Origin of the sequence: Nocardia sp. NPDC023852, assembly GCF_040639505.1 — a bacterium.
Lineage (GTDB): Bacteria > Actinomycetota > Actinomycetes > Mycobacteriales > Mycobacteriaceae > Nocardia.
In genome coordinates this window covers 13,886-40,794 of the sequence record NZ_JBFAAB010000033.1, presented here as the reverse complement: position 1 = coordinate 40,794, position 26,909 = coordinate 13,886, and the positions used below count along the sequence as shown (strand labels likewise).

The 26,909-nt window shown below is 67.8% G+C and carries 27 protein-coding genes; 18 read left to right on the top strand and 9 right to left on the bottom strand.

What is annotated here, in order from left to right:
* Window positions 1–213 precede the first annotated feature (213 nt).
* The 9 genes from AB0H00_RS28770 to AB0H00_RS28730 all read left to right on the top strand — a co-directional run bounded on the left by AB0H00_RS28770 (window position 214) and on the right by AB0H00_RS28730 (window position 8,934).
* Entirely contained in the window at window positions 214–1,341 is a 1,128-nt protein-coding gene (locus AB0H00_RS28770) for a glycosyltransferase family 4 protein (RefSeq protein ID WP_357272397.1), read from the top strand.
* A gap of 29 nt (window positions 1,342–1,370) precedes the next feature.
* Window positions 1,371–1,754 carry a polyketide cyclase / dehydrase and lipid transport gene (locus AB0H00_RS28765; RefSeq protein ID WP_357272395.1) on the top strand — a complete coding sequence of 128 codons (384 nt, stop codon included), beginning with the start codon at window positions 1,371–1,373 and terminating at the stop codon, window positions 1,752–1,754.
* A gap of 38 nt (window positions 1,755–1,792) precedes the next feature.
* Complete coding sequence (locus tag AB0H00_RS28760; protein WP_357272393.1) at window positions 1,793–2,230, top strand: SRPBCC family protein; 438 nt, start codon at window positions 1,793–1,795, stop codon at window positions 2,228–2,230.
* Window positions 2,227–3,537 (top strand): ArsA family ATPase, encoded by a 1,311-nt coding sequence (locus tag AB0H00_RS28755; protein WP_357272433.1) that lies wholly within the window; start codon window positions 2,227–2,229, stop codon window positions 3,535–3,537. The genes AB0H00_RS28760 and AB0H00_RS28755 overlap by 4 nt, the downstream gene beginning before the upstream one ends.
* Window positions 3,527–3,940: a hypothetical protein gene (locus AB0H00_RS28750; protein WP_357272391.1), complete on the top strand. Its 414-nt coding sequence runs from the start codon at window positions 3,527–3,529 to the stop codon at window positions 3,938–3,940. Before AB0H00_RS28755 ends, AB0H00_RS28750 begins: the two co-directional genes overlap by 11 nt.
* 8 nt (window positions 3,941–3,948) lie before the next feature.
* Entirely contained in the window at window positions 3,949–4,947 is a 999-nt protein-coding gene (locus tag AB0H00_RS28745) for an ROK family protein (RefSeq protein WP_357272389.1), read from the top strand.
* A 167-nt stretch (window positions 4,948–5,114) separates the two neighbouring features.
* Window positions 5,115–5,840: a lysophospholipid acyltransferase family protein gene (locus tag AB0H00_RS28740; RefSeq protein ID WP_357272387.1), complete on the top strand. Its 726-nt coding sequence runs from the start codon at window positions 5,115–5,117 to the stop codon at window positions 5,838–5,840.
* A gap of 198 nt (window positions 5,841–6,038) precedes the next feature.
* Window positions 6,039–7,604: an alkaline phosphatase D family protein gene (locus AB0H00_RS28735; RefSeq protein ID WP_357272385.1), complete on the top strand. Its 1,566-nt coding sequence runs from the start codon at window positions 6,039–6,041 to the stop codon at window positions 7,602–7,604.
* Window positions 7,605–7,617: 13 nt separating this feature from the next.
* Complete coding sequence (locus AB0H00_RS28730) at window positions 7,618–8,934, top strand: FAD-binding oxidoreductase (protein ID WP_357272383.1); 1,317 nt, start codon at window positions 7,618–7,620, stop codon at window positions 8,932–8,934.
* A gap of 482 nt (window positions 8,935–9,416) precedes the next feature.
* On the opposite strand, the gene AB0H00_RS28725 is transcribed toward AB0H00_RS28730, so the two are convergent.
* Both AB0H00_RS28725 and AB0H00_RS28720 read right to left on the bottom strand, forming a co-directional pair.
* The gene (locus tag AB0H00_RS28725; protein WP_357272381.1) at window positions 9,417–9,833 is read right to left on the bottom strand and encodes a cytochrome c oxidase subunit 4; all 417 of its coding nucleotides are present in this window, start codon (window positions 9,831–9,833) and stop codon (window positions 9,417–9,419) included.
* A gap of 14 nt (window positions 9,834–9,847) precedes the next feature.
* Window positions 9,848–10,939 carry a cytochrome c oxidase subunit II gene (locus AB0H00_RS28720; RefSeq protein WP_357272379.1) on the bottom strand — a complete coding sequence of 364 codons (1,092 nt, stop codon included), beginning with the start codon at window positions 10,937–10,939 and terminating at the stop codon, window positions 9,848–9,850.
* 363 nt (window positions 10,940–11,302) lie between these two features.
* On the opposite strand from AB0H00_RS28720, the gene asnB reads away from it, so the two are divergent.
* Window positions 11,303–13,246 (top strand): asparagine synthase (glutamine-hydrolyzing), encoded by a 1,944-nt coding sequence (asnB, locus tag AB0H00_RS28715; RefSeq protein ID WP_357272376.1) that lies wholly within the window; start codon window positions 11,303–11,305, stop codon window positions 13,244–13,246.
* Between the two features lie 432 nt (window positions 13,247–13,678).
* On the opposite strand, the gene AB0H00_RS28710 is transcribed toward asnB, so the two are convergent.
* On the bottom strand, window positions 13,679–14,647 hold the full coding sequence (locus tag AB0H00_RS28710; protein WP_357272374.1) for a carbohydrate kinase family protein: 969 nt from the start codon (window positions 14,645–14,647) through the stop codon (window positions 13,679–13,681).
* Window positions 14,648–14,921: 274 nt separating this feature from the next.
* Window positions 14,922–15,275: an iron-sulfur cluster assembly accessory protein gene (locus tag AB0H00_RS28705; RefSeq protein WP_327114428.1), complete on the bottom strand. Its 354-nt coding sequence runs from the start codon at window positions 15,273–15,275 to the stop codon at window positions 14,922–14,924.
* A gap of 259 nt (window positions 15,276–15,534) precedes the next feature.
* Between AB0H00_RS28705 and AB0H00_RS28700 the strand changes: the two genes are divergently transcribed.
* On the top strand, window positions 15,535–16,143 hold the full coding sequence (locus tag AB0H00_RS28700) for a DUF3043 domain-containing protein (protein WP_357272430.1): 609 nt from the start codon (window positions 15,535–15,537) through the stop codon (window positions 16,141–16,143).
* Window positions 16,144–16,213: 70 nt separating this feature from the next.
* On the opposite strand, the gene AB0H00_RS28695 is transcribed toward AB0H00_RS28700, so the two are convergent.
* The gene (locus AB0H00_RS28695) at window positions 16,214–16,375 is read right to left on the bottom strand and encodes a hypothetical protein (RefSeq protein ID WP_357272372.1); all 162 of its coding nucleotides are present in this window, start codon (window positions 16,373–16,375) and stop codon (window positions 16,214–16,216) included.
* Window positions 16,376–16,460: 85 nt separating this feature from the next.
* Between AB0H00_RS28695 and AB0H00_RS28690 the strand changes: the two genes are divergently transcribed.
* The 5 genes from AB0H00_RS28690 (at window position 16,461) to AB0H00_RS28670 (ending at window position 21,076) form a co-directional block, all read left to right on the top strand.
* Window positions 16,461–17,441, top strand: a complete 981-nt coding sequence (locus AB0H00_RS28690; protein ID WP_357272370.1) for a helix-turn-helix domain-containing protein — start codon at window positions 16,461–16,463, stop codon at window positions 17,439–17,441.
* A 101-nt stretch (window positions 17,442–17,542) separates the two neighbouring features.
* Window positions 17,543–18,109, top strand: a complete 567-nt coding sequence (cobU, locus tag AB0H00_RS28685; RefSeq protein WP_357272368.1) for a bifunctional adenosylcobinamide kinase/adenosylcobinamide-phosphate guanylyltransferase — start codon at window positions 17,543–17,545, stop codon at window positions 18,107–18,109.
* 115 nt (window positions 18,110–18,224) lie between these two features.
* On the top strand, window positions 18,225–19,310 hold the full coding sequence (gene cobT, locus AB0H00_RS28680; RefSeq protein ID WP_357272366.1) for a nicotinate-nucleotide--dimethylbenzimidazole phosphoribosyltransferase: 1,086 nt from the start codon (window positions 18,225–18,227) through the stop codon (window positions 19,308–19,310).
* Window positions 19,311–19,548: 238 nt separating this feature from the next.
* Entirely contained in the window at window positions 19,549–20,295 is a 747-nt protein-coding gene (locus AB0H00_RS28675) for an adenosylcobinamide-GDP ribazoletransferase (protein WP_357272364.1), read from the top strand.
* A gap of 67 nt (window positions 20,296–20,362) precedes the next feature.
* Window positions 20,363–21,076, top strand: a complete 714-nt coding sequence (locus tag AB0H00_RS28670; protein WP_357272362.1) for an MBL fold metallo-hydrolase — start codon at window positions 20,363–20,365, stop codon at window positions 21,074–21,076.
* 1 nt (window position 21,077) lies between these two features.
* Here the strand turns inward: AB0H00_RS28670 and AB0H00_RS28665 are convergent, their stop codons facing one another.
* From AB0H00_RS28665 to AB0H00_RS28655, 3 genes are all read right to left on the bottom strand, one after another.
* Entirely contained in the window at window positions 21,078–22,175 is a 1,098-nt protein-coding gene (locus tag AB0H00_RS28665) for a branched-chain amino acid aminotransferase (RefSeq protein ID WP_357272360.1), read from the bottom strand.
* Window positions 22,176–22,271: 96 nt separating this feature from the next.
* A complete protein-coding gene (gene gcvT, locus AB0H00_RS28660) occupies window positions 22,272–23,366 on the bottom strand; it encodes a glycine cleavage system aminomethyltransferase GcvT (RefSeq protein WP_357272358.1) in 1,095 nt (364 codons plus the stop codon).
* Complete coding sequence (locus AB0H00_RS28655; RefSeq protein ID WP_357272356.1) at window positions 23,363–24,025, bottom strand: GNAT family N-acetyltransferase; 663 nt, start codon at window positions 24,023–24,025, stop codon at window positions 23,363–23,365. The genes gcvT and AB0H00_RS28655 overlap by 4 nt, the downstream gene beginning before the upstream one ends.
* Before the next feature lie 111 nt (window positions 24,026–24,136).
* On the opposite strand from AB0H00_RS28655, the gene AB0H00_RS28650 reads away from it, so the two are divergent.
* Together AB0H00_RS28650 and AB0H00_RS28645 are read left to right on the top strand one after the other, a co-directional pair.
* Complete coding sequence (locus AB0H00_RS28650; RefSeq protein ID WP_357272354.1) at window positions 24,137–24,946, top strand: TetR/AcrR family transcriptional regulator; 810 nt, start codon at window positions 24,137–24,139, stop codon at window positions 24,944–24,946.
* Window positions 24,947–24,955: 9 nt separating this feature from the next.
* Entirely contained in the window at window positions 24,956–26,467 is a 1,512-nt protein-coding gene (locus AB0H00_RS28645) for a leucyl aminopeptidase (protein ID WP_357272351.1), read from the top strand.
* A gap of 32 nt (window positions 26,468–26,499) precedes the next feature.
* Here AB0H00_RS28645 and AB0H00_RS28640 read toward each other — a convergent pair whose 3' ends face one another.
* Complete coding sequence (locus AB0H00_RS28640) at window positions 26,500–26,862, bottom strand: oxidoreductase (RefSeq protein WP_357272428.1); 363 nt, start codon at window positions 26,860–26,862, stop codon at window positions 26,500–26,502.
* Window positions 26,863–26,909: the final 47 nt, after the last annotated feature.

Genomic DNA, 26,909 nt, shown 5'->3' with positions numbered 1-26,909 from the left:
ACGAAGTCGCCAGCAGCGGCCGCTCGTCCACTATCCGCTGCAGCAGCCGCAAACACCCGGTGCTGCTGTCCCCACCCAACGCGGTCACATCGGCCCAACCCCCGATTCCGAGCGCAGCGAGACCGGGCATTGCCTGTCGGACGCGAGCCATCAGGGGGCCGCGAACACGCCGCGCCGCAGGCGCGGCAAAACAAACACAGTATTTTGTTGCGCATGGCCCGAACTCTCCTGGTTACCAATGATTTCCCGCCACGGCCGGGCGGTATCCAGTCCTACCTGCAGGCGTTGGCCGGGGAGTTGCCGCCCGACGACCTGGTGGTCTACGCCCCGCGCTGGCGCGGCGACAGTCATCTGAAGTTCGATGCCAAGCAAAAGTTCCAGGTGGTCCGCCACCCCACCACGCTGATGCTGCCGACTCCGCTCGTGCTTCGCCGCGCCGCGCGTCTACTACGCAGCGAGCAGTGCGACACGGTGTGGTTCGGCGCTGCGGCGCCGCTCGCGCTGATGTCGCCTGCGCTGCGCCGCGCAGGGGCCGAGCGCATCGTCGCCAGCACACATGGCCATGAGGTCGGCTGGTCGATGCTGCCCGGTGCGAGGCAGGCCTTGCGAGCTATCGGTGAGCACACCGACGTTGTCACTTACATCAGTCGCTACACCCGTAGACGGTTCGCCTCCGCGTTCGGGCCGAATGCGGCGCTGGAGTATCTGCCGCCCGGCGTGGACTCCGAGGTGTTCCGTCCGGACCCGGCGGCGCGCGCGGAACTGCGCGACCGTTACGGCCTGGACGACCGCCCGACGATCCTGTGCCTGTCCCGGCTGGTTCCCCGTAAGGGGCAGGACGCGCTGATTCTCGCGATGCGCGATATCCGTGAGCGGGTGAAGGGCGCGGTGCTGGTGATCGCGGGCGGTGGTCCCTTCGAGGAGAAGCTGCGCACGCTGGCGGTCGCAGCGGGCGTCACCGACGACGTGGTGTTCACCGGCCGAGTTCCGTCCGGCGAATTGGCCGCGCATCACACAGTGGCCGATGTGTTCGCGATGCCGTGCCGGACCAGGGGCGCGGGTCTGGACGTCGAGGGTCTGGGCATCGTCTACCTGGAGGCGTCCGCATCTGGTGTTCCGGTGGTGGCGGGCAATTCCGGCGGTGCGCCGGAAACCGTCATCGAGGGTAAGACCGGTCGTGTGGTGGACGGCCGCTCGGTGCAGCAGATCGCCGACGCGCTGGTGGAAATCCTCTCCGATCGGGATGCCGCTGCCCGGATGGGCGTCGCGGGTCGCGCGTTCGTCGAGCAGCAGTGGCGCTGGGACAGCCTGGGCGCGCGCCTGCGACAGCTGCTGCGGTGATCCGCGTCGGATCCATTACGCTCAGCGGAGTGAGCAGTATCCAGGTCGCAGATCAGACTTTCGTCGCGGCGCCGGGAGCCGCCGTCGCCGAGCTGCTGGCGGGGCCGAACAATTGGCGCCGCTGGTGGCCGGATCTGACCTTGGAGGTCCGGGAAGACCGGGGCGACAAGGGAATCCGCTGGGCGCTGACCGGCGCGCTGACCGGAACCATGGAGGTGTGGCTGGAGCCCTCGCTGGACGGGGTGATCCTGCATTACTTCCTGCACGCCGAGCCGGAGCCCGCACTGCCCGCGGGCAAGCTCGCCGCGGCCAACCGGGCGCGGCGGGTCGCGGGCAAGACGATGTCGTTCGAACTGAAGTCCCGGCTGGAGGCAGGCCGTCCGGTGGGTGTCCCACCCGCGCAGGTCTCTTGATGCCCCTAGCACCGACGCTGAAAGGAATCGCTGTCCGCATGGCCGACAGGACCCAGAGGTCGATCATCATCGAGGCCCCGTCGCAGCAGGTGATGTCCGTCATCGCCGACCTGGAGTCCTACCCCGAGTGGGTATCGGCGGCGAAATCCGTCGAGGTGCTGGAGAAGGGGCCGGACGGCCGGGCCAAGACCGCGCGGTTCGTGCTGGACGCCGGGGTGGTCAAGGACAGTTATGTCCTGTCCTATGTCTGGCGGGCCGACCAGAAGGCGGTCAGCTGGACATTGCTCAGCGGTGAGCTGCAGAAAGCACAGAACGGCACCTACGAGCTGATCGATCAGCCTGACGGCGGCACGGAAGTCGTCTACACGCTGACCGTCGATCTGAACATCCCGATGATCGGCATGTTCAAGCGCAAGGCCGAGAAGGTGATCACCGACACCGCGCTGAAGGAACTGAAGAAACGGGTCGAAGGCTGACCGCGCGGGAGACCCGCGTCGAGCTGTTCATCGGCAAGGGTGGGGTCGGCAAGACCACGTTGGCGTGTGCCACCGCCATGTCCGAGGCCAGGTCGGGCCGCCGCGTGCTGGTCGCCTCGCTCGATCAGGCGCATTCGCTGGGCGACGCGCTCGGATTCCGCTTCCCGCACGATCCGGGCACGGTGGCCGGCGTCGCGACCGTGCTGCCCGGTCTGGACGTAATCGAGGTGGATTCACTCGCGTTGCTCGAGGACCGGTTCCGCGAGGTGGTGCGGTTGATCTCGACCGGTCACGGGCACGATCACGGCATCGATATCGCCGCGCTGGACCCAGCTGAGCTCACCGGGCTGCCTGGTGTGCAGGAACTGCTGATGCTGGTCGAGATCGCCGAGTTCGCCGCGGAGCGCGACTGGGATCTGATCGTCGTCGACTGCCCGCCGTCGGCGGACATGCTGCGCATCATCACCGCGCCGGACACCCTATTGGGCTATGTCGAGCGGATCTGGCCGCCACACGCGCGGGCGATGAGCGCGATCAGCACCGATTTGCGCCGCGCCGTGCTCGTGGCCACGGTCGAACGAATTGTCAAGGCGGTCAAGGAGGTTCGCGATCTGATTGCCGACCATCGGCGCACCGGGGCGCGGCTGATCACGGTCGCCGAGCGGGTCGCGGTGGCCGAGTCCGAGCGGGTGCGTTCGGCCGCGGCGCTGCTCGGCCTGCGGCTGGACGCCGTGGTGGTGAACAAGGTGCTCCCCGACGTCGCGCCACCCGCGGGTCCGGTCGAGGCCGAAAATCCTGCGGTGCACTGGTACCTGAACCGATGCCGCGAACAACTGGACGTGATCGCCGAATTGCGGCGCAAGATGCTGGGTATCCCGGTAGTGATCGCACAGCACACCGGGCCGGAGCCGATCGGGCTGAGTTCGCTGGCCGCGCTGTCGTACGGGGTGGACTCGATGAGAAACCTCGGCGACCCAGCGCTTATGCTGAGCGACAATCAAACGGAGGTCGACGTGGGTGCCGGCGAACCGGTGGTTCGTTGGGAATCGGGCGCCGGGTTGCAGTCGGTATACGCCCTGCGCATGCACCTGCCGGTGGTCGACGCCGCGACACTGCGCCTTGGCCGAGTGGAGGACGATTTGATCGTGGGAGCGGACGGTGTCCGCCGTCGGATGCGCCTGGCGCCGGTGTTGCGGCGGTGCGCGGTCGACGGCGCGGAGCTGGACGGCGGATATCTGGTGGTCCGGTTCCGGCCAGACCCTCAGGTCTGGTCGCACGCTTCCGAAGGTCACGGACATGACCGGTGACGCACACTCGCCGGAGGGCGACGCGACCTCGCCGGAAGGCATCGCCGAATTCGTGGAGGAACTGAAGCTGCTGGCCGAGGCGTTGCTGGAGCGGGTCGAGCCGGTGCTGCGGCGCGCCGCCGACGGACAGGTCGAATGGTCGAGTTGCAGTTGGTGCCCGGTGTGCGCGGCCGCCGCGCTGGTGCGCGGCGAGCATCACGAGGTGCTCGCGGCGGTCGCCGAGCACGGCACCGCGATCGTCACCGTGCTGCGCGAGGCGCTGGCCGGAGTACCGGTCGAACCGGTGATGCCAACCGACGCCGACCCGGAAACCGGTGCGCAGCACCGGCACGGCACGCGCGCGGACGCGGACGGCCCCGCCCGTTCCCGTTACGTCGACATCCCCGTGACGACCAAGGCATGACACGCCATATGACCGGTGCGCGATCGCTGACCGTCGGAATCGACGTAGGAGGCACCAACATTCGCGCCTCCGTGATCGATGGTGGCGGCGAGGTGCTCGACACTGTCCAGGCGCCGACGCCGCATTCCGCGCGGGCGCTGGAGGATGCGCTCGACCGCGCCGTCCGCGAACTGGGCCGAAAACACCCGATCGGCGCGGTGGGGCTGGCCGTCGCCGGGTTCATCAACGGCGAACGCTCGTCCGTCCGATTCGCTCCGCACCTGCCCTGGCAGGACGCCCCGGTCGCGCAGCAACTCACCGAGCGTCTCGAGCTGCCCGTGATCTTGGAGCACGATGCCAACGCCGCCATGTGGGCCGAGTACCGGTTCGGCGCCGCGGCGGGTGGGCAGAATGTGGTGCTCATCGCGATCGGCACCGGCATCGGCGCCGCCCTGCTCATCGACGGTCAGCTGTACCGGGGCACGCACGGCGTCGCACCGGAGCTCGGCCATCTGCAGGTCGTCCCCCAGGGCCGGGCCTGCCCATGCGGCAAACGCGGATGCTGGGAGCGATACTGCAGCGGAACGGCTCTGGCCGACACCGCGATCGAGATGCTGGCCACCGATCAAGTGCGCTCGGTGCTGGCCAGGGACGTGATGCGCGATCCTGGCTCGTTGACCGGACGGCGGGTCGCGGGTGCCGCGCAGGACGGCGACCCGCTCGCGCTGCGGGTGATGGCCGACTTCGCGCGATGGCTCGGGCTGGGGCTCGCCTTCGTCAGCGACATCTTCGATCCGGATCTCGTGGTCATCGCCGGCGGTGTCGGCAGTTCGGCGCCGCTGTTCCTGGACGAGGCGCGAGAGGAGTACGCGCGTGCGGTCACCGGCGCGGGACATCGGCCGCTGGCCCGGATCCGGACCACGCAGCTGGGCGAGGCGGCAAGCATGATCGGCGCCGCCGACCTGGCCAGGGCGGCGTTGCCCGCGGGCAGCCGGAAATCCTCGCGGGTGGCGCGAACCAGTCATTGACAGGCCTTGATCGCCTGCGGCGACACGCCGGCCATAGCTATTCCTCGGCGTCTCCGCGGAAGTGTGGTGAGATTCGCCGCAGCGGTTGGATGTGATCTGACACCAGCGGTAAAGTCGGCACTCGACATAGGTGCCCGCTACTATCCCGGTCCCGGGGGAAGGACGTCATGTTCTACTGGCTGCTGAAGTTCGTGCTGCTGGGACCATTCATTCATCTCTACAACCGACCTACGGTCGAGGGTGTAGAGAACATTCCGGCGGACGGGCCGGCAATCATGGCGGGCAATCACCTCTCCTTCGCCGACTGGCTGTTCGCACCGCTGGTGAGCCCACGGCGGATCAACTACCTGGCAAAGGCCGAGTACTTCCGCACGCCGGGCATCAAAGGCCGGCTCCAGAAGTTCTTCTTCAGCGCCTCTGGCCAGTACCCGATCGACCGTAGCTGCGCCGATGCCGCCGAGGACGCGCTCAACGCGGCCCGCAAGCTGCTCGACGAGGGCCGCCTGGTCGGTCTCTACCCGGAGGGCACCCGGTCTCCCGACGGTCGCCTGTACAAAGGCAAGACCGGGATGGCTCGCCTCGCTCTGGAGACGGGTGTCCCGGTGATCCCGGTCGCTGTCATCGGCACCGACGAGGTCAGCCCGCCCGGACCGTTCCGCTGGCGCCGTCGCAAGGTGACCGTCAAGTTCGGTGCGCCCATAGACTTCTCCCGCTACGAGGGCATGGGCGGCAACCGCTTCGTGGAACGCGCTGTCACCGACGAAGTCATGTACGAGCTGATGCAGCTCGGCGGTCAAGAGTACGTCGACGTCTATGCCGCAAGCCTGAAGAAGGGCGTGCCGAGCGGCAGCCGCCCCGAGGCCGCGCGTATCCCGGACACCGCCGCGAGCTGATCTCGATTCCACCTCTCGGGCGGCGTTTCCCATTATGACGTCCGGTTCCAAGTCGACCTCCCAGCGAATGACACCTGGCTGCGGCAGACCACGAAAAGCCGCACGATGGTGCACCACTCGACCTCGGGCTGCGGGACATCGGCCGGGCGGACCGGACCTGTTCATATTGCGTTGAAGTAGCTCGTTCAAAGTTGTCACATGACTGGTTGGGACTTCGACATCGCCCGGCGCACCCTGCTACGGGCCTCCGCCCTCGGCCTCGTGACGGCTCCGGCACTGTCCGCCTGCTCGTCCGGCCACAGTCCGGGCCTCATTCGGCAGCGCCCAGTGCTCACGCACGGCGTCGCGGTAGGCGACCCGCGCAGCGACGGCGCCCTGATCTGGGCGCGCGCCGACCGTCCGGCGAAGCTGATCGTGGAGACCGCCGCCACGGAATCGTTCACCAACGCCGAGCGTTTCACCGGGCCGCTGCTCACCCCGGATTCCGACGGCACAGGCCGGGTGCGGGTCAATGGCCTGCCCGCCGGAAAGCAGGTGCACTACCGGGTGACGCTGGAGGGCGACGACGGCGCCATCTCCGAACCCGTCACCGGCGTCTTTCGCACCGTGCCGACCGCCACCTCGGACCTCATGCTGCAGTGGTCCGGCGATGTCGTCGGCCAGGGCTACGGCATCAACCCGGACCTGGGCGGCATGCGGATCTTCGCCACCATGGCCGCCCGCGACCCGCACCTGTTCCTGCACTCCGGCGACTCGATTTACGCCGATGGCCCACTGAAGGAGTCGGTCACCCTGCCCGACGGCCGGATCTGGCGCAATGTCGTGAGTGAGGCGAAAAGCGCTGTCGCGCAGACCCTGGACCAGTTCCGCGGCAACTACGCCTACAACCTGACCGACGAGCACTACCGCCGCTTCAACAGCGCGGTCGCTCAGGTCGTGCAGTGGGACGACCACGAGACCGTGAACAACTGGTACCCCGGCGGCTTGGTCCCCGAGTCCAAGGGCTATGCCGAGCGCAGCATGGATACCCTGGCCGCCCGGTCCTGGCAGGCATTCCACGAGTGGATGCCGCTGGATCCCGCGGAAGCGATGGACGGTCGTCTGCACCGCAAGATCTCCTACGGTCCGCTGCTGGACATCTTCGTGCTGGACATGCGCACTTACAAGGACACCAACAACACCGACAAAGGACCGAACGGTCGCATTTTGGGTGCGGCGCAGACGAAATGGCTGATCGACGGCCTGCGCGAGTCCCGAGCCACCTGGAAGATCATCGCCAACGACCTGCCGCTCGGCCTGGTCGTCCAGGACGGTGAACAGCCGAACACCGTCGCGTACGAAGGCCCCGCCAACGGCGACCCCGGCGCACCCTCGGGCCGCGAAAGCGAGATCGCCCAAGTGCTCTCGTCGCTCGCGGCGCACAAGGTCGCCAATGTGGTGTGGCTCACCGCGGACGTGCACTACACGGCGGCCCACCGCTATTCGCCGGACCGAGCGGCGTTCACCGACTTCGACGAGTTCTGGGAGTTCGTCTCCGGTCCGCTGAACGCGGGCGCGTTCGGCCCGAATCCGCTGGACGGCACATTCGGCCCAGAAGCGGTGTACGTGCACGCGCCGCCGATGCAGAACAGCTCGCCGCTGGATGCCTTCCAACATTTCGGCGAGGTACGGATCGACGGGAAGTCAAGGGAACTGACCGTCGACCTGTGCGACGCGAGCGGATCCGTGCTGTTCAGCAAGCGCCTTGCGCCCGCGTCCCGGTAGCACCGGGATTCGGGTGAGCGTCGCGGGCCGCGCTGTGGTTAGCTTTCGTGCCATGAGCACGCCGCAGATTGTCTCCAACGCCGAGGAATTCCTTCCCCGTGATACCGCCGATGTCGTTCGCACGGTTCGGGATTCACGCGGGCGAGCGGAACAATTGATGGTGCGCGGCGGCGAGCTGATCGACGAGGGCCTCACGCTGCCCGCCCAGCCGACCGTGGTCTCGCTGCGCCGGATGGACCAGGTGCTGGATATCAACCTGGGCCGACGCACTGTGCGGGTGCAGGCGGGCGCCAAACTGTCGGACATCGACCGGAGGCTGGGCGCGCACGGGCTCGGCCTGCCGATCGTCGGCGACCACCGCGACATCACCGCGGGCGGTTTCGCCTCGGTCGGCGGAGTCAGCGCGGCCTCGCACAGATACGGCCTGTTCATCGACCAGATCGTCGATCTGGAGTACGTGGACAACGACGGCCGCATCGGCACCTGCGGCCGCAGTCACCACACCGAGCGGTTCCAGCGCATCCTCGGCGCGGGAGGGCGCGCGGGCATCATCACCGCGCTCACCCTGGACGCGATCGACATCGACAAGGACCACACCTGGCTGACCACCAACGCCGACCGATTCCTCGACTTCGACTCGTTCGTCGAGCACGCCTACGCCGCGATCGCGCGGCCGGGCACAGCCGCGCTGCAGGTCGGCCGCTGGGTCGACACCGCCCCGCTGAAGGTGGCGCGCCCGGTCGGCACCGGCCACGTACAGCTGGGCACCGTCCGCTTCGGCCAATGGTCGAGCTTGCACCCCACCGCGCCCACCAGATCACTGCGAGCCCGGCGTGAGGTCGGGTCCCGGGCCCGGAAATCGCTGGGCGTCATCGCCTCCGCCGCGGGCGGCAAGGCGGGCATGCCGGTCCGCAACGCCGCCGCGGGCGCGGTGCTGTTCGCGCCGAAGGTGCAGACCCTGCGCGACGCCGAATATTTGGCCGATACAGCGCTCAGCTCGTCGGAGCGTGGACCGGCCTACCGGGTGGGCGTTTTCGCGCCGCTGTCGAGCTATACGTCGGTGTTCTACCGCCTACACGATCTGTTCGCGGGACACCGTGAGCGCACCGGCTGCTTCACCGTGATCTCGGCGATGACCTACGGCGTGCGCTCACACTACTTGCGCTCGGAATCGGCCGCGCGCGGCCTCTCCTGCGAAGAACACGGACTGATCACGTTCACCTGCCGGTTGCGGCCTGCCGCGGTGCCCTCGGAACTGCTGCGCGACATCGTTTCCAGCATCGACGATATCTGCCGCTCGGAGAACGCGCTGCGCTACGAGGCTGATTAAATTTGCGGCGGACAATGCTCGGTCTCGCTTCGCTCGGAACCGGGAGTTGGGCTGGAGTGGTTGCGTCGGCATGTCCAGCCGCGGCACTAGCCGTTCACCACCGACCAATAGCCGACGATCGGAACCGGCATCGAAAAGCATCGTCGCGACGCGACGCCAGCCGCGCCGCGAACCGGCAACGCTCGATCTCGCATCGCTCGAAAACAGCAGTGATGCCGACGTGGTCCCGTCAGAGCGGTAACCCACCGTCGGCGTTCACACCGACCAGTACTGACGACCGCGCCAGCAGCGACATCGTCACTGACGCATCGACCGCGCGGCCGCCAGCCGCAAAGGGGTGTTGGAAAGACTCGCCACCTCTACGTGGCGATGCGCAATCGACAACATTCTGGAAACTGAAACGGGCCCCGAGTCGTTCGACTCGGGGCCCGTCGTCACGAACCCAACTGGTACGGCCTCAATACCCGGAGAGGCGGAACAGCTCAGTGCTTCTCTGGGCCGAGGTAGTACTCGAAGACCAGGCCCCCGGCGGCGGCCAGGATGCAGACAACACCGATGCCGATCAACCAGAACTGGAAGAACGCCAGGCCGAGGGCGGTCACCGCACCGGCGCCTGCCAGGGTGATGGGCCAGAAGCTGCCGGGCGAGAAGAAGCCGAGGTCGCCCGCGCCGTCCACGATCTCGGCGTCCTCGTAGTCCTCCGGGCGCAGGTCGAGACGCCGTGCGACGAAGCGGAAGTAGGTGCCGATGATCAGCGACAGACCCGCGGTGAGGACGGTTGCGGTGGTGCCCGCCCACTCGACGCCGGTGCGCGACTGGCCGGTGAAGAACCCGTAGACCACCGCCACGATGATGAAGAACACCGTGAGCAGTTCGAAAATCCGCGCTTCGATCTTCATGTCAGATCAGTTCCTCACTTGCCCTCGGCCGCGGCCGCGCTCTTGGTGTCCCGCTTGGTGTTGAACGGCGTGGTAGTGGTGGCGACGGGAGACTCACCGATGGACTCGAGCGCCTCTGCGTTGGTCTTACCCGCCTTGCGCGCGTCCAGGTATTTGGTGAACTTCTCCGGCGAGACCGCCCGAACCTCGAAGTTCATCATCGAGTGGAAGGTGCCGCACATCTCGGCACAGCGGCCGACGAACGCGCCCTCCTTCTCGATCTTGGTGATCTGGAAGACGTTGTCGGAGTGGTTTTCCTTCGGATTCGGCATCACATCGCGCTTGAACAGGAACTCCGGCACCCAGAAGGCGTGGACCACGTCCGCCGCGGCGAGCTGGAACTCGATGACCTTGTTGGTCGGCAGCACCAGGACCGGAATCTCGGAACTGGAGCCGATCGTCTCGACCTTGTCGTAGTGCAGGTAGGACAGGATATCGTTCGCCGGCTTGCCGTGCACCGGGCCCGGCTGCGGGTGACCGTCCTCGGTCCGCTCCTTGTACTCCTCGAGCTGCTCCTGGTTCGACGTCTCGCGCGTGGTGTCGATGCCGTCGAACTTGTAGCCGTCCTTGAAGTCGACCTCCCGGTACCCGAACTTCCAGTTCCACTGGAAAGCGGTCACGTCAACGGTGACGTCGGGATCGGCCACCTTCTCGTGCACGTAGTTCTGCACGACCACGGTGAAGTAGAACAGCACCGCGATGATGACGAACGGGATCGCCGTGTATGTCAGCTCCAGCGGCACGTTGTAGCCGGTCTGCCGCGGGAATTCCGGCGAGTCCGCCTTCTTGCGGTGAAAGGTGACGGTCCAGAAGGTCAGGCCCCAGACCAGCACGCCCATCACCAGCGCCGCGATGACCGACCAGGTCCACAGCTCCCGCATCCGGGCGGCCTGGGGCGTGACGCCCGAGGGCCAGCCGAACCGCAGCCAGACATTGTCGATCGAGCAGCCCGAGACGAGCAACGCGGTGACCCCCAAGGACACCGCCAGCCCGGCCCGCCGAAGGATGCGGCCCTGCCGACCCCGGGCGGGTCGTGCCCCGATCTCTTCGCTCGCCTTGTGCGCCACGCTCACGCCTTCCTGGTCGCCACACATTTCGACAGTGCATCGTCAGGGCTGCGATCGGCCCTGACGATGCGTCCTAAGCATGCTTCAGGACGCCCTCGGGGCCGGCACGTCCGCGCACGGGTCGCCTGAGAGAGACCTGAGTACTACGCAGCGTAGACCAAACGAACGGGTACCTCGTCGTCGGGTCGGATTCGACACCTCGCCGATCACGCCGGGATATCCGTCAGCAGCGCATCCGCCCGGGACGCCGTGTGCGCGACGCGCGGATCCGGTGTGTGCGGCATACTCGGACACGAGATTTCGTCCCCGCGCTCCGCTCCGTGAGCGCGTACACCGACTGCGAGAAACGAGGTTGCCGACGCCGTGTGTGGACTGCTCGGATTCCTGACATCTGACGAGGCAGCACCTGGCACGGTGGAGCAGGTCTACGAAGCCTTGCACTGCGTGCGCCACCGGGGCCCGGACGAGCGCGGCACCTGGCACGACGATCACCTGATCGTCGGCTTCAACCGCCTGTCGATCATCGATATCGAACACTCACACCAGCCGCTACGCTGGGGCCCGCCGGAGAATCCTGAGCGCTACGCGCTGACCTTCAACGGCGAGATCTACAACTACCTGGAGCTGCGCACGGAGATCGCCGCCGCGCACGCCGACGAGTTTCCGGACGGCAAGATCTTCCAGACCGAAGGCGACAGCGAGGCGATCGTCGCGGCGTTCCACTACTGGGGTCCCGAGGCCGTGCGGCGGCTGCGCGGCATGTTCGCGTTCGCGATCTGGGACACCGAGACCGAGGAACTGTTCCTCGCCCGCGACCCGTTCGGCATCAAACCGCTATTCCTGGCCAGTGGGCCGGGCGGCACCGCGTTCGGCAGCGAGAAGAAGAGCCTGCTGCAACTGCTGCCCGCGCTGCAGCTGAGCGACGCGCTCGACCCGCGGGCGCTGGAGCACTACACGGTGCTGCAGTATGTGCCGGAGCCCGAGACGCTGCACAAGGACGTGCGCAGACTCGAATCGGGCAGCTATGCCACCGTGCGGCTGGGACAGGCGCCGACGATCACCCGGTACTTCAGCCCCGAGTTCCGGGTGCGCCCCTTCGCCCCCGGCTCGGCCGAGGCGCGCTACCGCGAGATCGCCGAGGCGCTCGAGGATTCCGTGGCCAAGCACATGCGCGCGGACGTCACGGTCGGCTCGTTCCTGTCCGGCGGCATCGACTCCACAGCGGTCGCCGCGCTGGCCATGCGGCACAACCCGAAGCTGATCACCTTCACCACAGGATTCGAGCGCGAGGGCTACTCCGAGGTCGACGTGGCAGCCGAAAGCGCGGCGGCGATCGGCGCCCGCCACGTCGTCAAGGTGGTCTCCCCCGCCGAGTTCGCGGCGGCGATTCCCGAAATTGTCTGGTACCTCGACGATCCGGTGGCCGACCCAGCGCTGGTCCCGCTGTACTTCGTGGCCAAGGAGGCCCGCAAGCACGTCAAGGTAGTGCTCTCCGGCGAAGGCGCGGACGAGCTGTTCGGCGGGTACACCATCTACCGGGAACCGTTGTCGCTGAAGCCGTTCGAGATGCTCCCCGGCGGGCTGCGCAAGCTGGCGGGCAAGCTCTCCGACCGCATTCCGGAGGGCACCAGAGGCAAAAGCCTGCTACACCGCGGCTCGCTCACCCTGGAGGAGCGCTACTACGGCAACGCACGCAGCTTCAACGACGCCCAATTGCGTGCGGTGCTGCGCGAATTCCGGCCCGAGTGGACCCACCAGGACGTCACCGCTCCGCTGTACGCCCAGTCGCGCGGCTGGGATCCGGTGACGCGCATGCAACACCTGGACCTGTTCACCTGGCTGCGCGGCGACATCCTCGTCAAAGCGGACAAGATGACCATGGCCAACTCGCTCGAACTGCGCGTGCCTTTCCTGGACGCCGAGGTGCTGAAGGTAGCCGAGGGGCTGCCGTTCGACCAGAAGATCACCAGGGAAACCACCAAGTACGCGCTGCGCCGGGCGCTGGAGGGGATCGTGCCCCCGCACGTGCTGCATCGCGCAAAGCTCGGGTTCCCGGTACCGCTACGGCACTGGCTGCGTGGCACCGAGCTCTACGACTGGGCGCAGCAGCAGGTCGCCGAGTCGCAGACCGACCACCTGTTGCACAAGAGCGCGATCAGCGACATGCTCGTCGCGCACCGGGCCGGGCTCTCCGATCACAGCCGCAGGCTGTGGACGCTGCTGGTCTTCATGGTGTGGCACGGCATCTTCGTCGAGGACCGGATCAAGCCGGAGATCCAGGAGCCGATGTACCCGGTTTCGCTCTAGCTGCCTGTTCCGCCTCTCCGGGTCTTCAGGCCGAACTGGTCGGGGGGCGGGGAAGTTGTGTTCAGGTCCTGCGGTGGGTGCCGCTTCAGCTTTGGGCGTGCCCGGGGAGTTACCCATGTTCGTGTGAAATCAGTTGTCCGCGTGTCTTCATGCGAATTCAGGAGGCGCGGATGTTCATGCGAAATCAGTAGTTGCGTGGCGAGACCGTAGCAGTCAGGTGACCTGAATCACGTCAGGTCATGCTGCGCGCTCGAGCCCTGGGGCGACCCGCCGCCATCAGCGGGTAACCCCAGGACTCCCAGCGCAAGTGATTTCGTGAGCACATGGGTAACTCACCGGGCACGCCCAAAACCGGAGCGGCACCAGACGCAGGACCTGAACGCGAATCCCCCGCCACCCGACCAGTACGGCCTGAAAGCCCGGAGAGAGGGATCAGAGCAGGGGTTTGATGTCCGCTGCGGCGTCGGGGCCGTAGGCGGCGGTCAGGCGCTCGAGCGCGATTTCCTTGTTCAGCTTCCACTCCTGAGTGCCCATGGTCTCCAGCACGAGCACCGCGATCAGCGAGCCGAGCTGGGCGGAACGCTCCAAGCTCAGCCCGGCCGTGTGGCCGGTGAGGAAGCCCGCGCGGAACGCGTCACCGACACCGGTCGGTTCCACCTTCTCGGTCTCGGGAACCACGCCGACGGTCACCTCTGTGCCGTCGCGGTCGACGATCCGCACACCGTCCGCGCCGAGCGTGGTGACGCGAATACCGACCTTCTTCGCGACCTCTTCCTCGCTCAGGCCGGTCTTCTGCAACAGCAGCGCCCACTCGTACTTGTTCGTGAAAAGGTACGCGGCACCGTCGATCAGCTGCACGGACTGGTCGCCATCGAGGCGGGCCAGCTGCTGGGAGGGGTCGGCGGCGAACGGGATGCCGAGTTCGCGGCACTCGGCGGTGTGCCGCAGCATCGCCTCGGGATCGTTCGCGCCGATCAGGACGAGGCCGAGCTCCCGCGTCTCGGCGAGCTGAGCGATGGAAACGTCGCGCGCCTCACTCATCGCACCGGGGTAGAACGACGCGAGCTGAGCCATGTCGTCGTCGGTGGTGCAGACGAAACGGGCGGTGTGCGCCCGCTCGGAGACCAGGACGCCGGAGCAGTCGACACCGTGCGATTCCAGCCAGGCGCGGTATTCGGCGAAATCGGCGCCGACGGCGCCCACCAGCAGGGGTGTGCGATTCAGCAAGCCCATGGCGTAGACGATGTTTCCACCGACGCCTCCGCGGCGGATCTGCAGATCATCGACAAGGAAGCTCAGCGACACGTGGTCGAGCTGATCTGCCAGCAGTACGTCGGCGAACCGTCCGGGAAAACGCATGAGATGGTCGGTCGCAATGGACGCGGAAACGGCGATGGACACGTGGCTGAGCCCTTCAAAAGTAGGCGGCAGGCGGTCTGGACCGGGACGCGAGTCCCGGTCTCACCGTAGCCGATTCCGCCTCTCCGGGTCTTCAGGCCGTACTAGTCGGGTGACACAGGATTTTGCGTTCAGGTCCTGCGTTTGGTTGCCGCTTCGGCTCTGGGCGTTCGCGGCGAGTTACCCATGCCCTTGCGAGATCCGTCGTCGCGAAATCAGCGTTCCGTTCGAAAGTCGTTTCGTTCGGACTTGCTCATCGCACGGCTGGGCGAGGAGCTCAGTTGAAGGAGTCGCCGCAGGCGCAGGAGCCGGTGGCGTTCGGGTTGTCGATGGTGAAACCCTGCTTCTCGATGGTGTCGACGAAGTCGATCGAGGCGCCCTGCACGTACGGAGCGCTCATCCGGTCGACGGCCAGCGTCACGCCACCGAAATCGACGATCAGGTCTCCGTCCAGCGAGCGGTCGTCGAAGAACAGCTGGTAGCGCAGGCCGGCACAACCGCCCGGCTGCACCGCGATCCGCAGCGCCAAGTCGTCGCGACCCTCCTGATCCAGCAGCGCCTTCGCCTTCGCGGCAGCGGCGTCGGTCAGAGTCACACCATGGGTGGTGGCGGTCTCGTTCTGCACAGTCATGAACTCTCCTCGAGGAACCCTTGGTCAACCCGTGGCAGCGCACGGGTCGTGTCGGTCAACACCACTCGGTAGGCTGCTATTCCCCCATCTTGCCACCACCCGGCTCGCCGCGGCAGGCGACCTCCGTGACTGCGCGCACTCCCGGCGAATCGGACCGCGTTTCCTGTCGCATTGTCGATCGAATAGCCTGGTCGCTGTGAAATTGTTCCGTCGTGGCGAGTCCAGCACCACCGACACCACCGCCGAATCGACGGCGGTCGTGGATGGCGGCTCGGCCGCGGGTTCCACCCGGGCGGCGGTCCCAGCCACCGCGGGCAAGGGCCGCCCCACCCCCAAACGCCGTGATGCACAGGGCAAGCGCCGCGGCCCCGTAGCCCCCGCTCCACTCACCGCGAAAGAGGCCCGCGCCCGTCGCAAGGCCACCCGCGGCAGCAGACAGGACCGCAAGGCGGCGTCGGCCGAACGGCGCGCGGCCGCCCAGGATCGGCGGGCGCGCATGCTCGCGGGCGAAGACAAATACCTGCTGCCGCGCGACCAGGGGCCGGTGCGAGCGTTCGTCCGCGACATCGTGGACGCCCGTCGCAACCTGGTCGGCCTGTTCATGCCGATGGCGCTGGTGCTGATCCTGTCGATGTTCGTCGCGCCCGCGCTGCAGACCATCGTGACGCTGGCCATGCTGGTGATGATGGCGTTCATGATCGCGGAGGGCGTTCTGCTCGGCCGGATCGTGAACAACCGGGTCAGGGAGCGTTTCCCGGACAGCACCGATACCGGATACCGGCTCGGCTGGTACGCCTTCGTCCGCGCCTCCCAGATCCGCAAGATGCGCGCCCCGAAACCGCGGGTCGGGCCCGGCGACAGCGTCTGATTCACAGCGCCTGCGGCGCTGCGTGTCGGTGGCCCGCGGGTGCGGCTGCCGTTGTCGTTCGGTCTCGCTGTCAGCGGTGGTGGGCGTCACGACCGAGCATGGCGACCAGTTCCGCCTGCAGACGTTGGGCGTCGCGGTCGACGACATCGGATGAGCCTGCCCGGCCGGTGCCGTACCCGACCAGCGTCGCGAAGGCCACGATGGCGGCAAGGGAAACAAGAAAAATAACCATGGCAGTAATTTTGCGCCCGGTCATTTGCCGCCGATAGTGGCTGTGCTGACATTGTTCGCAAAAATTCAGCCAGTAGACTGCCCGCATGCTGTCGAAGGTCGCCGTGGTGCTGTCCGAACGAATGGCCATGTTCGAGTTCGGGGTCATCTGTGAGGTTTTCGGCCTCGACCGGACCGCCGACGGACTGCCCGGCTTCGACTTCCGGGTCTGCGGAGCAGAGCCGGGCACCCCGCTTCACTCGACCAGTCCCGGGATCACCGTCACACCGGAATACGGGCTCGTGGAGCTGGCGGCGGCCGACCTGGTCGCGATCCCGGCTGCCGCGACTGGCACAGGATTCGATCCACGGGTTGTCGGCGCGGTCCGTGACGCGGCAGCGGCCGGCGCGACCGTGCTCACCGTCTGCTCCGGAGCCTTCCTGGCCGGTGCGGCCGGGCTGCTCAACGGGCGAAAATGCACCACGCATTGGCGTTACGTCGAGAAACTCGCCGCCGAGTACCCCGAGGCCACGGTCGATCCCGACGTCCTGTTCGTCGACGAAGGCAACCTGATCACCAGCGCGGGCACCGCCGCGGGCATCGACGCCTGCCTGCATCTGGTGCGGCGGGAACTCGGCAGTAGCGTCGCCAACGCGATCGCGCGGCGCATGGTGGTGCCGCCCCAGCGCGACGGCGGGCAGCGTCAGTTCATCGAACGCCCGGTCGCCACCTGTACCTCCGACAGCCTCATCCCGACCCTGGCGTGGATGAACGAACACCTCGATCTGCCACACACCATCGAGGAACTTGCCACCCGTTCCACCATGTCCACCCGGACCTTCGCCCGCCGCTTCACGGCCGAAACCGGAACCACCCCGGTGAAGTGGCTCACCAATCAGCGCGTACTGCTGGCAAAGCAACTCCTCGAGGAAACCGATCTCGGCCTGGAACGCATCGCCACCCGCTCCGGCTTCGGCTCCGGGGCCCTCCTACGCCACCACTTCCAACGCCTCGTCGGCATCGCCCCCACCGAATATCGCCGCCGCTTCGGCGGTAACCCGAACGTGGGCCAGGAGACGTCGGTGTAGTCGTTGCGGTGCGGGATGGCCGTTGGGTCGTAGGCGGCGCGAGCGACGGTCGACGAATCGGGGACGGATGGCTCGGCTGCGCCGATTGATACGGTGCACCCGTGCCGCACAGTTCCTCGTCCGCATCCGCGCATCGCACACTTGTTCTTGGCGGCGCGCGATCCGGCAAGTCGGCATTTGCGGAGGAGCTCGCCGCCAAGGCGGGCGGTCCGGTCCGCTATCTCGCCACCGCGGTGCCCGATCCGGCGGACCTGGATTTCGCGGAGCGGATAGCCAAGCACCGCAGCCGCCGACCCGAAAGCTGGTCGACCGTCGAAAGCGCCGACCCGGCAACGGTTCTCACCGAACCGACGTTGCCATCGAACCCGCCGGGCAGCACGCTCATCGACGACATCGGCACGTGGCTCACCACCCGCATCGATGCACGCGAGGCGTGGGACGCCCCGCGCGGCACGATCTCCGCCGACACCGACGCCCTGGTCGCGGCCGTCGCCGCCTACCCCTACCACCTCGTGATCGTGACCCCGGAGGTCGGCATGGGCGTTATCCCGGCGACCCGCTCGGGCCGTCTGTTCCGCGACGAGATCGGCGCTCTCAACCAGCGCCTGGCCCAAGTCTGCGACGAGGCGTACTTCGTCGTCGCGGGCATACCCCTGCGCTTGAAGTAGCGCCGCTCCCGCGGCAGGTGTGTGGACGCACCGGTGAAGGGCCAACGGGGAGTCGAAGAATGGCAAGATTGGGCGGCGTAGTCGGCGGGAACCGCCACGACCGAAAGGCTCGACAGTGACTCACGGATTTGGACCGGTAGCGCCCCCGGACACACAGTTTCGGGTGGCGGCCGAGCAGCGGCAAGCGCAGCTGACCAAACCCGGTGGGGCGCTCGGCCGGTTGGAGGAACTCGGCAACTGGGTGGCGGCGTGCCAGGCCGCCTGCCCCCCGAAGCAGTTCGAGCGCGCCCGGGTCGTGGTGTTCGCCGGCGACCACGGCGTCGCACGGCACGGGGTTTCGGCGTATCCGACCGAGGTGACCGCGCAGATGGTCGCGAACTTTCTCGGTGGCGGCGCCGCGGTGAATACCCTCGCGGCGGTGGCAGGAGCGACGGTCCGGGTCGCGGACATCTCCGTTGACGCCGACACCGACCCGCAGGTGTCGAAGCACAAGGTACGCCGTTCCAGCGGCGCGATCGACCGCGAGGACGCGCTCACCGCCGAGGAGATCCAAGCGGCGCTCGCCGCGGGCCGTGCCATCGCCGACGAGGAGATCGACGCGGGTGCCGACCTTCTGATCGCGGGTGACATGGGCATCGGCAACACCACCCCCGCCACCGTGCTCGTCGCTACCCTCACCGACACCGAACCCGTCGCCGCCGTCGGGCGCGGCACGGGCGTCGACGACGCGGGCTGGGCTCGTAAGGTCGCCGCTGTCCGCGACGCGATGCGCCGTGCCCGTCCGGTCGTGAAGGACCCGGTCGAACTCCTCCGTATCGCCGCGGGCGCCGATTTCGCCGCGATGGCCGCCTTCCTCGCCCAGGCCGCTGCCCGGCGCACCCCGGTCATTCTCGACGGCGTGGTCGTCACGGCCGCGGCGATGGTCGCCGAAGACCTCGCAGCAGGCGCCAGCGCCTGGTGGCTGGCGGGTCACCGCTCGACCGAACCGGCCCACGCCCTCGCACTGAAACATCTGCGGCTCGACCCCGTACTCGATTTGAACCTGCGCCTCGGCGAAGGTTCCGGCGCCCTCACCGCCCTCCCCGTCCTGCGTTCGGCAGTCGCGATCCTCGCCGAGATGTCCACCTTCGCCGACGCCCGTGTCAGCACCGCCGACGCCGCCACCGAACCGGCAAGCACCACCCTGGACCTGCGCAAGTGAACCGTTCTCGGCCCGCTGGAACACCGTCGCGGGACACCGTCACCGCCGGCCACGCTTCCTCGGCAACCACGCCTGACCGCCTCCACACCTGGTCGCGCCGGGTCACCACTCACTCGACCTGCTGGCCACTCAGCCAGACCAACGCGGCATCCCCGCGCCCTGACGCACAATCGCCGATCCGGAAGCGGGTCTTCCGTGGCAGGCGCGAGGCCGCGGGCTTCAGAGGAGGTTGTTCGGCATGACCGGAGTATTACTGGCGATCTCGTGGCTGACCGTGCTGCCCGTGCCTGGGCCGGATGACGTCGATCGGGCGATGGTGGGGCGGGCGATCGCGGCGGCGCCGGTCGTCGGTGTGCTGCTCGGGGCGGGGGCCGCGGGGCTGCTGTGGCTGCTGACCTGGGACGGTGCGACTGCTCCGCTAGCCGGTCTGCTGGTGGTCGGCGCGCTGGCGTTGACCACACGGGGCATGCATCTGGACGGTCTCGCCGACACCATGGACGGACTCGGCAGCTACGGGCCACCCGAGCGGGCCAGGCAGATCATGAAGAGCGGCGGCGCGGGGCCGTTCGGCGTCGCGGGGATCGTGTTCGCCGTGGGGATACAAGCATTCTCGTTCTCGGCTCTCGCCGACTCGGGCCGGTGGTTCGCGGTGGCCCTCGCGGTAACGACCGGCCGTGTGGTCGTAGTCATCGCCTGCCGGGGCATCGCCGCCGCGCCCGGCACCAGCTTCGGTGTCCTCGTCGCGGGCACCCAATCGACACTCACAGCCGCGTTCTGGTTCGTCGCCTCCGTCGCCCTGGCAGTGCTGGCCGTCCCCGGCCGCCCCTGGCTGGGCCCCCTCGCCATCCTTCTCGCCCTCGCCGCCTCGATGATCCTCGTGCATCACTGCGTCCGCCGCTTGGGCGGACTCTCCGGCGACCTCCTCGGTGCCGCCCTGGAAACGTCGGTGGCCGTCGCCGCGGCAGTGCTGTCCCTCGCCGTCTAGCCGACGCACCGGAAATTTTCCGGCCGTACCGCGCGAATCGGCTGGGGCGGGCAATATGGTGAGCACTATGTCTTCTGAGCGTCTGTATTTTCGCCAACTGCTGTCGGGACGCGACTACGCCGTGGGCGATCCGATCGCGACGCAGATGCGCAACTTCGCGTACCTCATCGGCGATCGGGAGACGGGCGAGTGTGTGGTGGTCGATCCGGCGTACGCGGCGGGCGACCTGGTGGATATCGCCGAAGGAGACGGTCTGCGGCTGGCCGGGGTCCTCGCGACCCACCACCACCCCGACCATGTGGGCGGCACCATGCTCGGCTTCACCCTCCGGGGCGTGCGCGAGTTACTCGAAAAGACAAGTGTTCCAGTGCATGTCAACGCCACGGAGCTACCGTGGGTCGCCAACGTCACCGGCATCGCCGAGAGCGAGCTGACCGGTCACGAGCACGGTGACAAGGTCACCGTCGGCGCTTTCGACATCGAGCTGTTACACACACCAGGACACACTCCAGGTAGCCAATGCTTCCTGTTCGACAACCGTCTGCTCGCGGGCGACACCCTGTTCGTCGACGGTTGCGGGCGCACCGATTTCCCCGGAGGCGACTCGGACGAAATGTTCCGCAGCTTGCGCTACCTCGCGGGACTCGCCGACGACCTGGTGGTCTACCCGGGTCACTGGTACTCGGAGGAACCGAACGCCGCGCTGTCCACTGTCCGGGCCGACAACTACGTCATGCGCCCGCAGACCCTCGACCAGTGGCACATGCTCATGCCGGGCTGAGTCACATCCCGCGCATCCACCCGTGGATATCGGCGAAGGTGCCGCGCTGGATGCCGGTAAGCGTGTCGCGCAGGGCCATCGTGACCTCACCGGGCTCGCCGCCGCCGATCGTGAACTCGCTCTCGGCGGAACGGACCCAGCCGACCGGCGTGATCACCGCGGCGGTGCCACACGCGAAAACCTCGGTGAGTTCACCGGACTCGGCGCTCTTACGCCACTCCTCCACCGAGAGCTTGCGCTGCTCGACGGGGAAGCCGGAATCGGCGGCAAGGGTCAGCAACGAGTCCCGCGTGATTCCCGGCAGCAAGGAGCCGGACAGCTCCGGGGTCACCAGCCGTGCCTCGGAGCCGGAGCCGAAGACGAAGAACAGGTTGTTGGTGCCCATCTCCTCGACGTAGCGGCGCTCGCACGCGTCCAGCCACACGACCTGATCGCATCCCTGCGCCGAGGCTTCGGCCTGGGCGAGCAAAGACGCAGCGTAGTTACCCGCGACCTTGGCCTCGCCGGTGCCTCCGGGCGCCGCCCGCACGTAGTCGGTGGACAGCCAGACCCGCACCGGCTTCACGCCACGGGGGAAGTACGCACCCGCCGGGGAACCCAGCAGCAGGTACTTGTACGACGCGGCGGGCTTCACACCCAACCCGGCCTCGGTCGCGAACATGAACGGCCGCAGGTACAGCGATTCCTCGCCGCCCGCCGCGGGCACCCAGCCCCGGTCCACGTCGAGCAGTTGGCGCACCGACTCGATGAACAGTTCCTCCGGCAGCTCCGCCATCGCCATACGGCGGGCCGACTTGCGGAAACGCGCGGCGTTCGCGTCGATGCGGAAGCAGGAGACGCTGCCATCACTCTGGCGGTAGGCCTTCAGACCCTCGAAAATCGCCTGGCCGTAATGGAACACCATCGTCGCCGGGTCCAGGGGCAGCGGGCCGTACGGCTCCACCCGCGCGTTGGTCCACGCACCGTCGGTGTAGTCGATCGACACCATATGGTCGGTGAAGAACCGTCCGAACCCGGGCGCCGTCAGTACCTCTTGTCGCCGCTGCGCCGGAACGGGCGCGGGATGCGGGACGCGGGTGAACTGTGCGGCAATGGTCATGCCGATGATCCTATCCGGGAGCGATTTTCCGGTTACGCCCGTGGTCCGACCCCGTCGCCGGTGGCCTCCCGCGCACCACACGGCACTGCCCCGCGGCTATTTGGTGCTCGTCTGCACGAACGGCGGGCGGATCACCTTGCAACGCAAACGGCGCCCGCGCACGTCGACCTCTACCTCGACTCCGGGCTCGATGTCCGCCTCGGTATCGAGCAAGGCCAGCGCGATACCGGCTTTCAGTGTGGGCGAGAACGTGCCAGAGGTGGTTTCACCGACCGGCTTGCCGTCGCGCAGTACCGTCTGTCCCTGGCGGAGTACGCCACGATCGAGGGCTTCGAGTCCCAGCAGGAGGCGGCGCGGACCGGCCGACTTCTCCTGTTCGAGTGCCGCTTTGCCCCAGAACTCCGGCTTCTTCCAGCCGACCGCCCAACCGCAGCGGGCCTGCACCGGCGAAATCTCCAGCGACAGTTCGTGCCCGTGCAACGGGTACCCCATTTCGGTGCGCAGCGTGTCACGGGCGCCCAGACCGGCGACCTGGCCATCGGCCGCGCGCACCTGCTCGACCAAGGCGCGGAACAGCGGTTCGGCGTCGTCCCAGGGTGGCAGCAGTTCGTAGCCGTGTTCGCCGGTGTAGCCGGTGCGGCACACCCGGACCGGGTGGCCGTCCCATTCAGCGTCGGCGTATGCCATGTATTCCAGTTCGGTGGGCAGGCCGAGTGCGGTCAGCACCTCAATGGAGCGGGCACCCTGCACCGCGAATACGGCGTAGTCGCGGTGCTCATCCGTCACAGTGACACCCTCGGGCGCGACCTTGCCCAACTCCGCGATGACCGCCGCGGTGTTGGCAGCGTTCGGCACGAGAAAGATCTCCTCGTCGCTCACGTAGTAGGCGATCAGGTCGTCGATCACTCCCCCATCCGGCGCGCAGCACAGCGTGTACTGCGCCTTGCCGGGCCTGATCCGGCCGAGATCGTTGGTGAGCGCGGAGTTCACGAACGCCGCCGCCCCCGTCCCACGCACTGTCGCCTTCCCGAGGTGGCTGACGTCGAACAACCCGACCGTGGAGCGAACCGCTTGGTGCTCGGCCACCGTTCCCGCGTAGGACACGGGCATCTCCCACCCCCCGAAGGGCGCGAACGTCGCGCCCAACTCGACATGCACGGCGTGAATTGGTCCTCGCAGTAGATCGGTCACCCGCCGAGCCTATCCGGGACCACGCGGCCGTCGTCTTGGTCCTGGTGCCACTCGGCGGGGTGGAACCACATGGGGATGAGGGTCGGGCCTTTTTCCGGGAGTGTGTGGGTTGCTCCGGTCCGGGTGAAGCCTGAGCGGGCGTACAGGCGGGCGGATCGTTCGGTGCTCGCTTCGAGGAAGACCGGGATACCCGTTTCGGAGGCGTCTCGCAGCCGGTGTGTGAGGATCGCGGCACCTGCGCCTTTGCCGCGATGCTCCGGCATCGTGACGATCACTTGCAGATAATGGTGCGGGAATTCACGCGGGTGTTCGCGGGCGAGCAGTTCGGTGACGAACGCCGCGCGGCGCAGCGGGCGCACGGCGGGCGCCTTCTCGGCCAGTGTCCGGGCCTCGACGGCCTCCGCGACGAACCGCTCCACCGAGGTGACGCGTTGCCAGATCGACACGGACCACAGGCCCTCATCCGCCCCCGCGACCCAGATCTCGTCGTCCCGCAGTGCGCGGTCGACCAGGCCCGGCACGAACGCGGTCCGGAAGCCCGCGTCGGGTTGCCCCTCCAGCACCCACGCCGTCACGACCTCGTCCACGCTGGCCGCGCAGAACGCCTCGATGAGTGCGTCACGGTCCTGAGCACTCGCCTGCCGAGCAGTGAGCTGCATCCGCAAACCCTTTCGATGTGAACAGCGTGTGTGATTGTCAATCTAGGGATGCCACAACATACTTGCTAGTATTTCGTCACACCTATTCGTGTGTCGAAATAGGAGTGTCCGATGACGTGCGAGATGTGCCGGAACGAGCTCGCCCAACCCACACGCGGCCGCAAACGCAAGTACTGCTCGCGGTCCTGCCAAGCGCGCGCCTACCGCGCCCGCCGCGACGACGCACCATCGACTCGCCGCACCACGCGGCCGACGCGGCTCACCAGAGTCGCCATCACCCGCGCCGCCGTCGATCTGGTCGACCGCGATGGCATCGATGGCCTGACCATGCGCCGCCTCGCCAGCGTGCTCGGCGTCGCGACGGCCGGCCTCTACCGCCACTTCCCCGACCGGGAAGCATTGCTGGCGAGCATGGCCGAGCTGGTGCTCGACGAAATTCCACCGCCGCCGCCCCACTGCTCCGGCTGGCGGGCGCGGCTGAGACACGAGGCAGGCGAGGAGTGGCGTCTCTACCGCAGGCACCCGTGGATGTTGCCGCTCTTGGCCCGTACTCGCCCTCCCCTCGGCCCCGCGTTGCTGGACATCCTCGAACGCAACTTCTCCGCCCTGGACCACCCCCACCTCACCAGGCAGAACGCGTTCGCGATCTACCTGTCGCTATCCGGCCTGGTCCAGGGTCTCGCGCTGCTGTGGAGTTCTGAAGGCACCGACCGCCTCGGCAATCCGCAATCCCCCGCGGACTCGGACGCGCTGCGCCACGATCTGACCGAGCTGCTCGACCCGGCGACCCGCCCGGCCCTGCACCGTTTCTTCACCGCCGACCCGACCGGCCTCGAACTCGACTTCGATGGCCTCCTCGACGCCGGCGTGGAACTCTTGCTGGACGGCGTCGCGGTGCGGCACCTCGAACCGACCGAATAGCCTGTGCCCATGACCGCTGTTGCAGATCGCTCGCTCGGACCGGAACTGGCACGCACCGAGACCATCGGCGCGGACACCGATGTGCTCGTCATCGGGTTGACATCGTCGGAGGACGGTCCCGCCATCGTGCCCGAGGACCTGTTCGGCGACGTGCTCACCGCCGAGGTTCGCGCGGAGTTGCTCGACCAGCTCGGCGCGGTCGGCGCGAAGGGCAAGGCCGAAGAGCTGACCCGGGTTCCGGCCCCGGCCGGACTGGACGGGGTATCCAGCGTGCTCGCCGTGGGGCTCGGCGCCGCCGACAAGGCCGACGCCGAGCAGATCCGCCGCTCGGCAGGGGTAGCCGCCCGCGCACTGTCGGGTACCGAACTGGTGGTGACCACGCTGTCGGGCCTGGATCTCGGCGCCGCCACGGAGGGCTTCTACCTGGGCGGCTACTCGTTCACGCCGTTCAGGTCGGACAAGTCCGCGCCCAAACCGGACGAACGCCCGGTGGCCCGCGTCGAGTTCCTCGTGCCCGAGCCTGGCTTCGGCGAGGAGGTGTTCTTCCGCGCTCAGCTGACGGCCGAAGCCGTCGCCACCGCGCGCGATTTCGTGAACACACCGCCGAGCCACCTGTTCCCCGCCGAGTTCGCATCCCAAGCGGAGAAACTCGCCGAGGCCGCGGGTCTCACCGTCGAGGTGCTCGACGAAAAGGCCCTGGAAGCACGCGGTTACGGCGGTGTGCTCGGCGTCGGCAAGGGTTCCTCGCGCCCGCCGCGCCTGATCCGGATCAGCTATGTGGGCGGGCCGAAGAAGGTCGCGTTGGTCGGCAAGGGCATCACCTTCGACACCGGCGGCATCTCCATCAAGCCCGCGGCGAACATGGAGAACATGACCTCCGACATGGCCGGTGCGGCCGCCGTGATCGCCACCACACTGCTCGCCGCGCGACTGAGCCTGCCGGTCACCGTCACCGCGACGGTTCCGATGGCCGAGAACATGCCCTCGGCCACCGCGCAGCGCCCCGGGGACGTGCTTACCCAATACGGCGGCACCACCGTCGAGGTACTCAACACCGACGCCGAGGGCCGCCTGATCCTGGCCGACGCGATCGTCCGCGCGAGCGAGGACGACCCCGACTATCTCATCGACGTGGCCACGCTGACCGGCGCGCAGATGGTCGCACTCGGCACCCGCACCCCCGGCGTGATGGGCACCGACAATTTCCGTGACCGGGTCGCCCGCATCTCTCGCGACGTCGGCGAGAACGGGTGGGCGATGCCGCTTCCCAGCGAGCTACGCGCCGATCTGAACTCCAAGATCGCCGACCTGGCCAACGTCGCGCCACACCGCTGGGGCGGCATGCTCTCGGCGGCCTTGTTCCTCAAGGAATTCGTCCCGGAGGGCGTGCAGTGGGCCCACCTCGACGTCGCGGGTCCGGCCTACAACACCGGCGGCCCGTTCGGCTACATCGGCAAGGGCGGCACGGGCGTGCCGGTCCGCACCCTCATCACGGTGATCGAGAGCATCGCCGCCGAGTGAGCGCCAGGGGCGTCGTCCCTCGGACGACGCCCCTACATTTCGCGCAATTCCTCTTCCAACGCCCGCCGCCGCTGCACGCGCTTGCGGGCGTCGTAGTCGCGCATCCGCTGCGGATACCCGGTCTTGCGCACGTCATAAACGGGGATACGCAAATCTCCGGCAAGCCGACGGGCTCCGCGTTCGCCGACGATCCGGCGCGTCCATTCACCATCAGCGGCAACAAGCACAACTGTGACATCGGTCACCGTGGTCTTCGGCTCGACGTAGCCTTCGACCCCCACGTGGGTGCGCACCCACTCGGCCAGATAGCGAGCGTCCTCGCCGCTTACCGAACCCGCACGTAGAGCGGCGCCGCCCCTGGCCGCGCCGCGTCGGAAACGATCCAGCAAACCCAACGCCGCCGACCTCCTTTCCAGCACCGGAGAATGTTCACCGCCGGTCA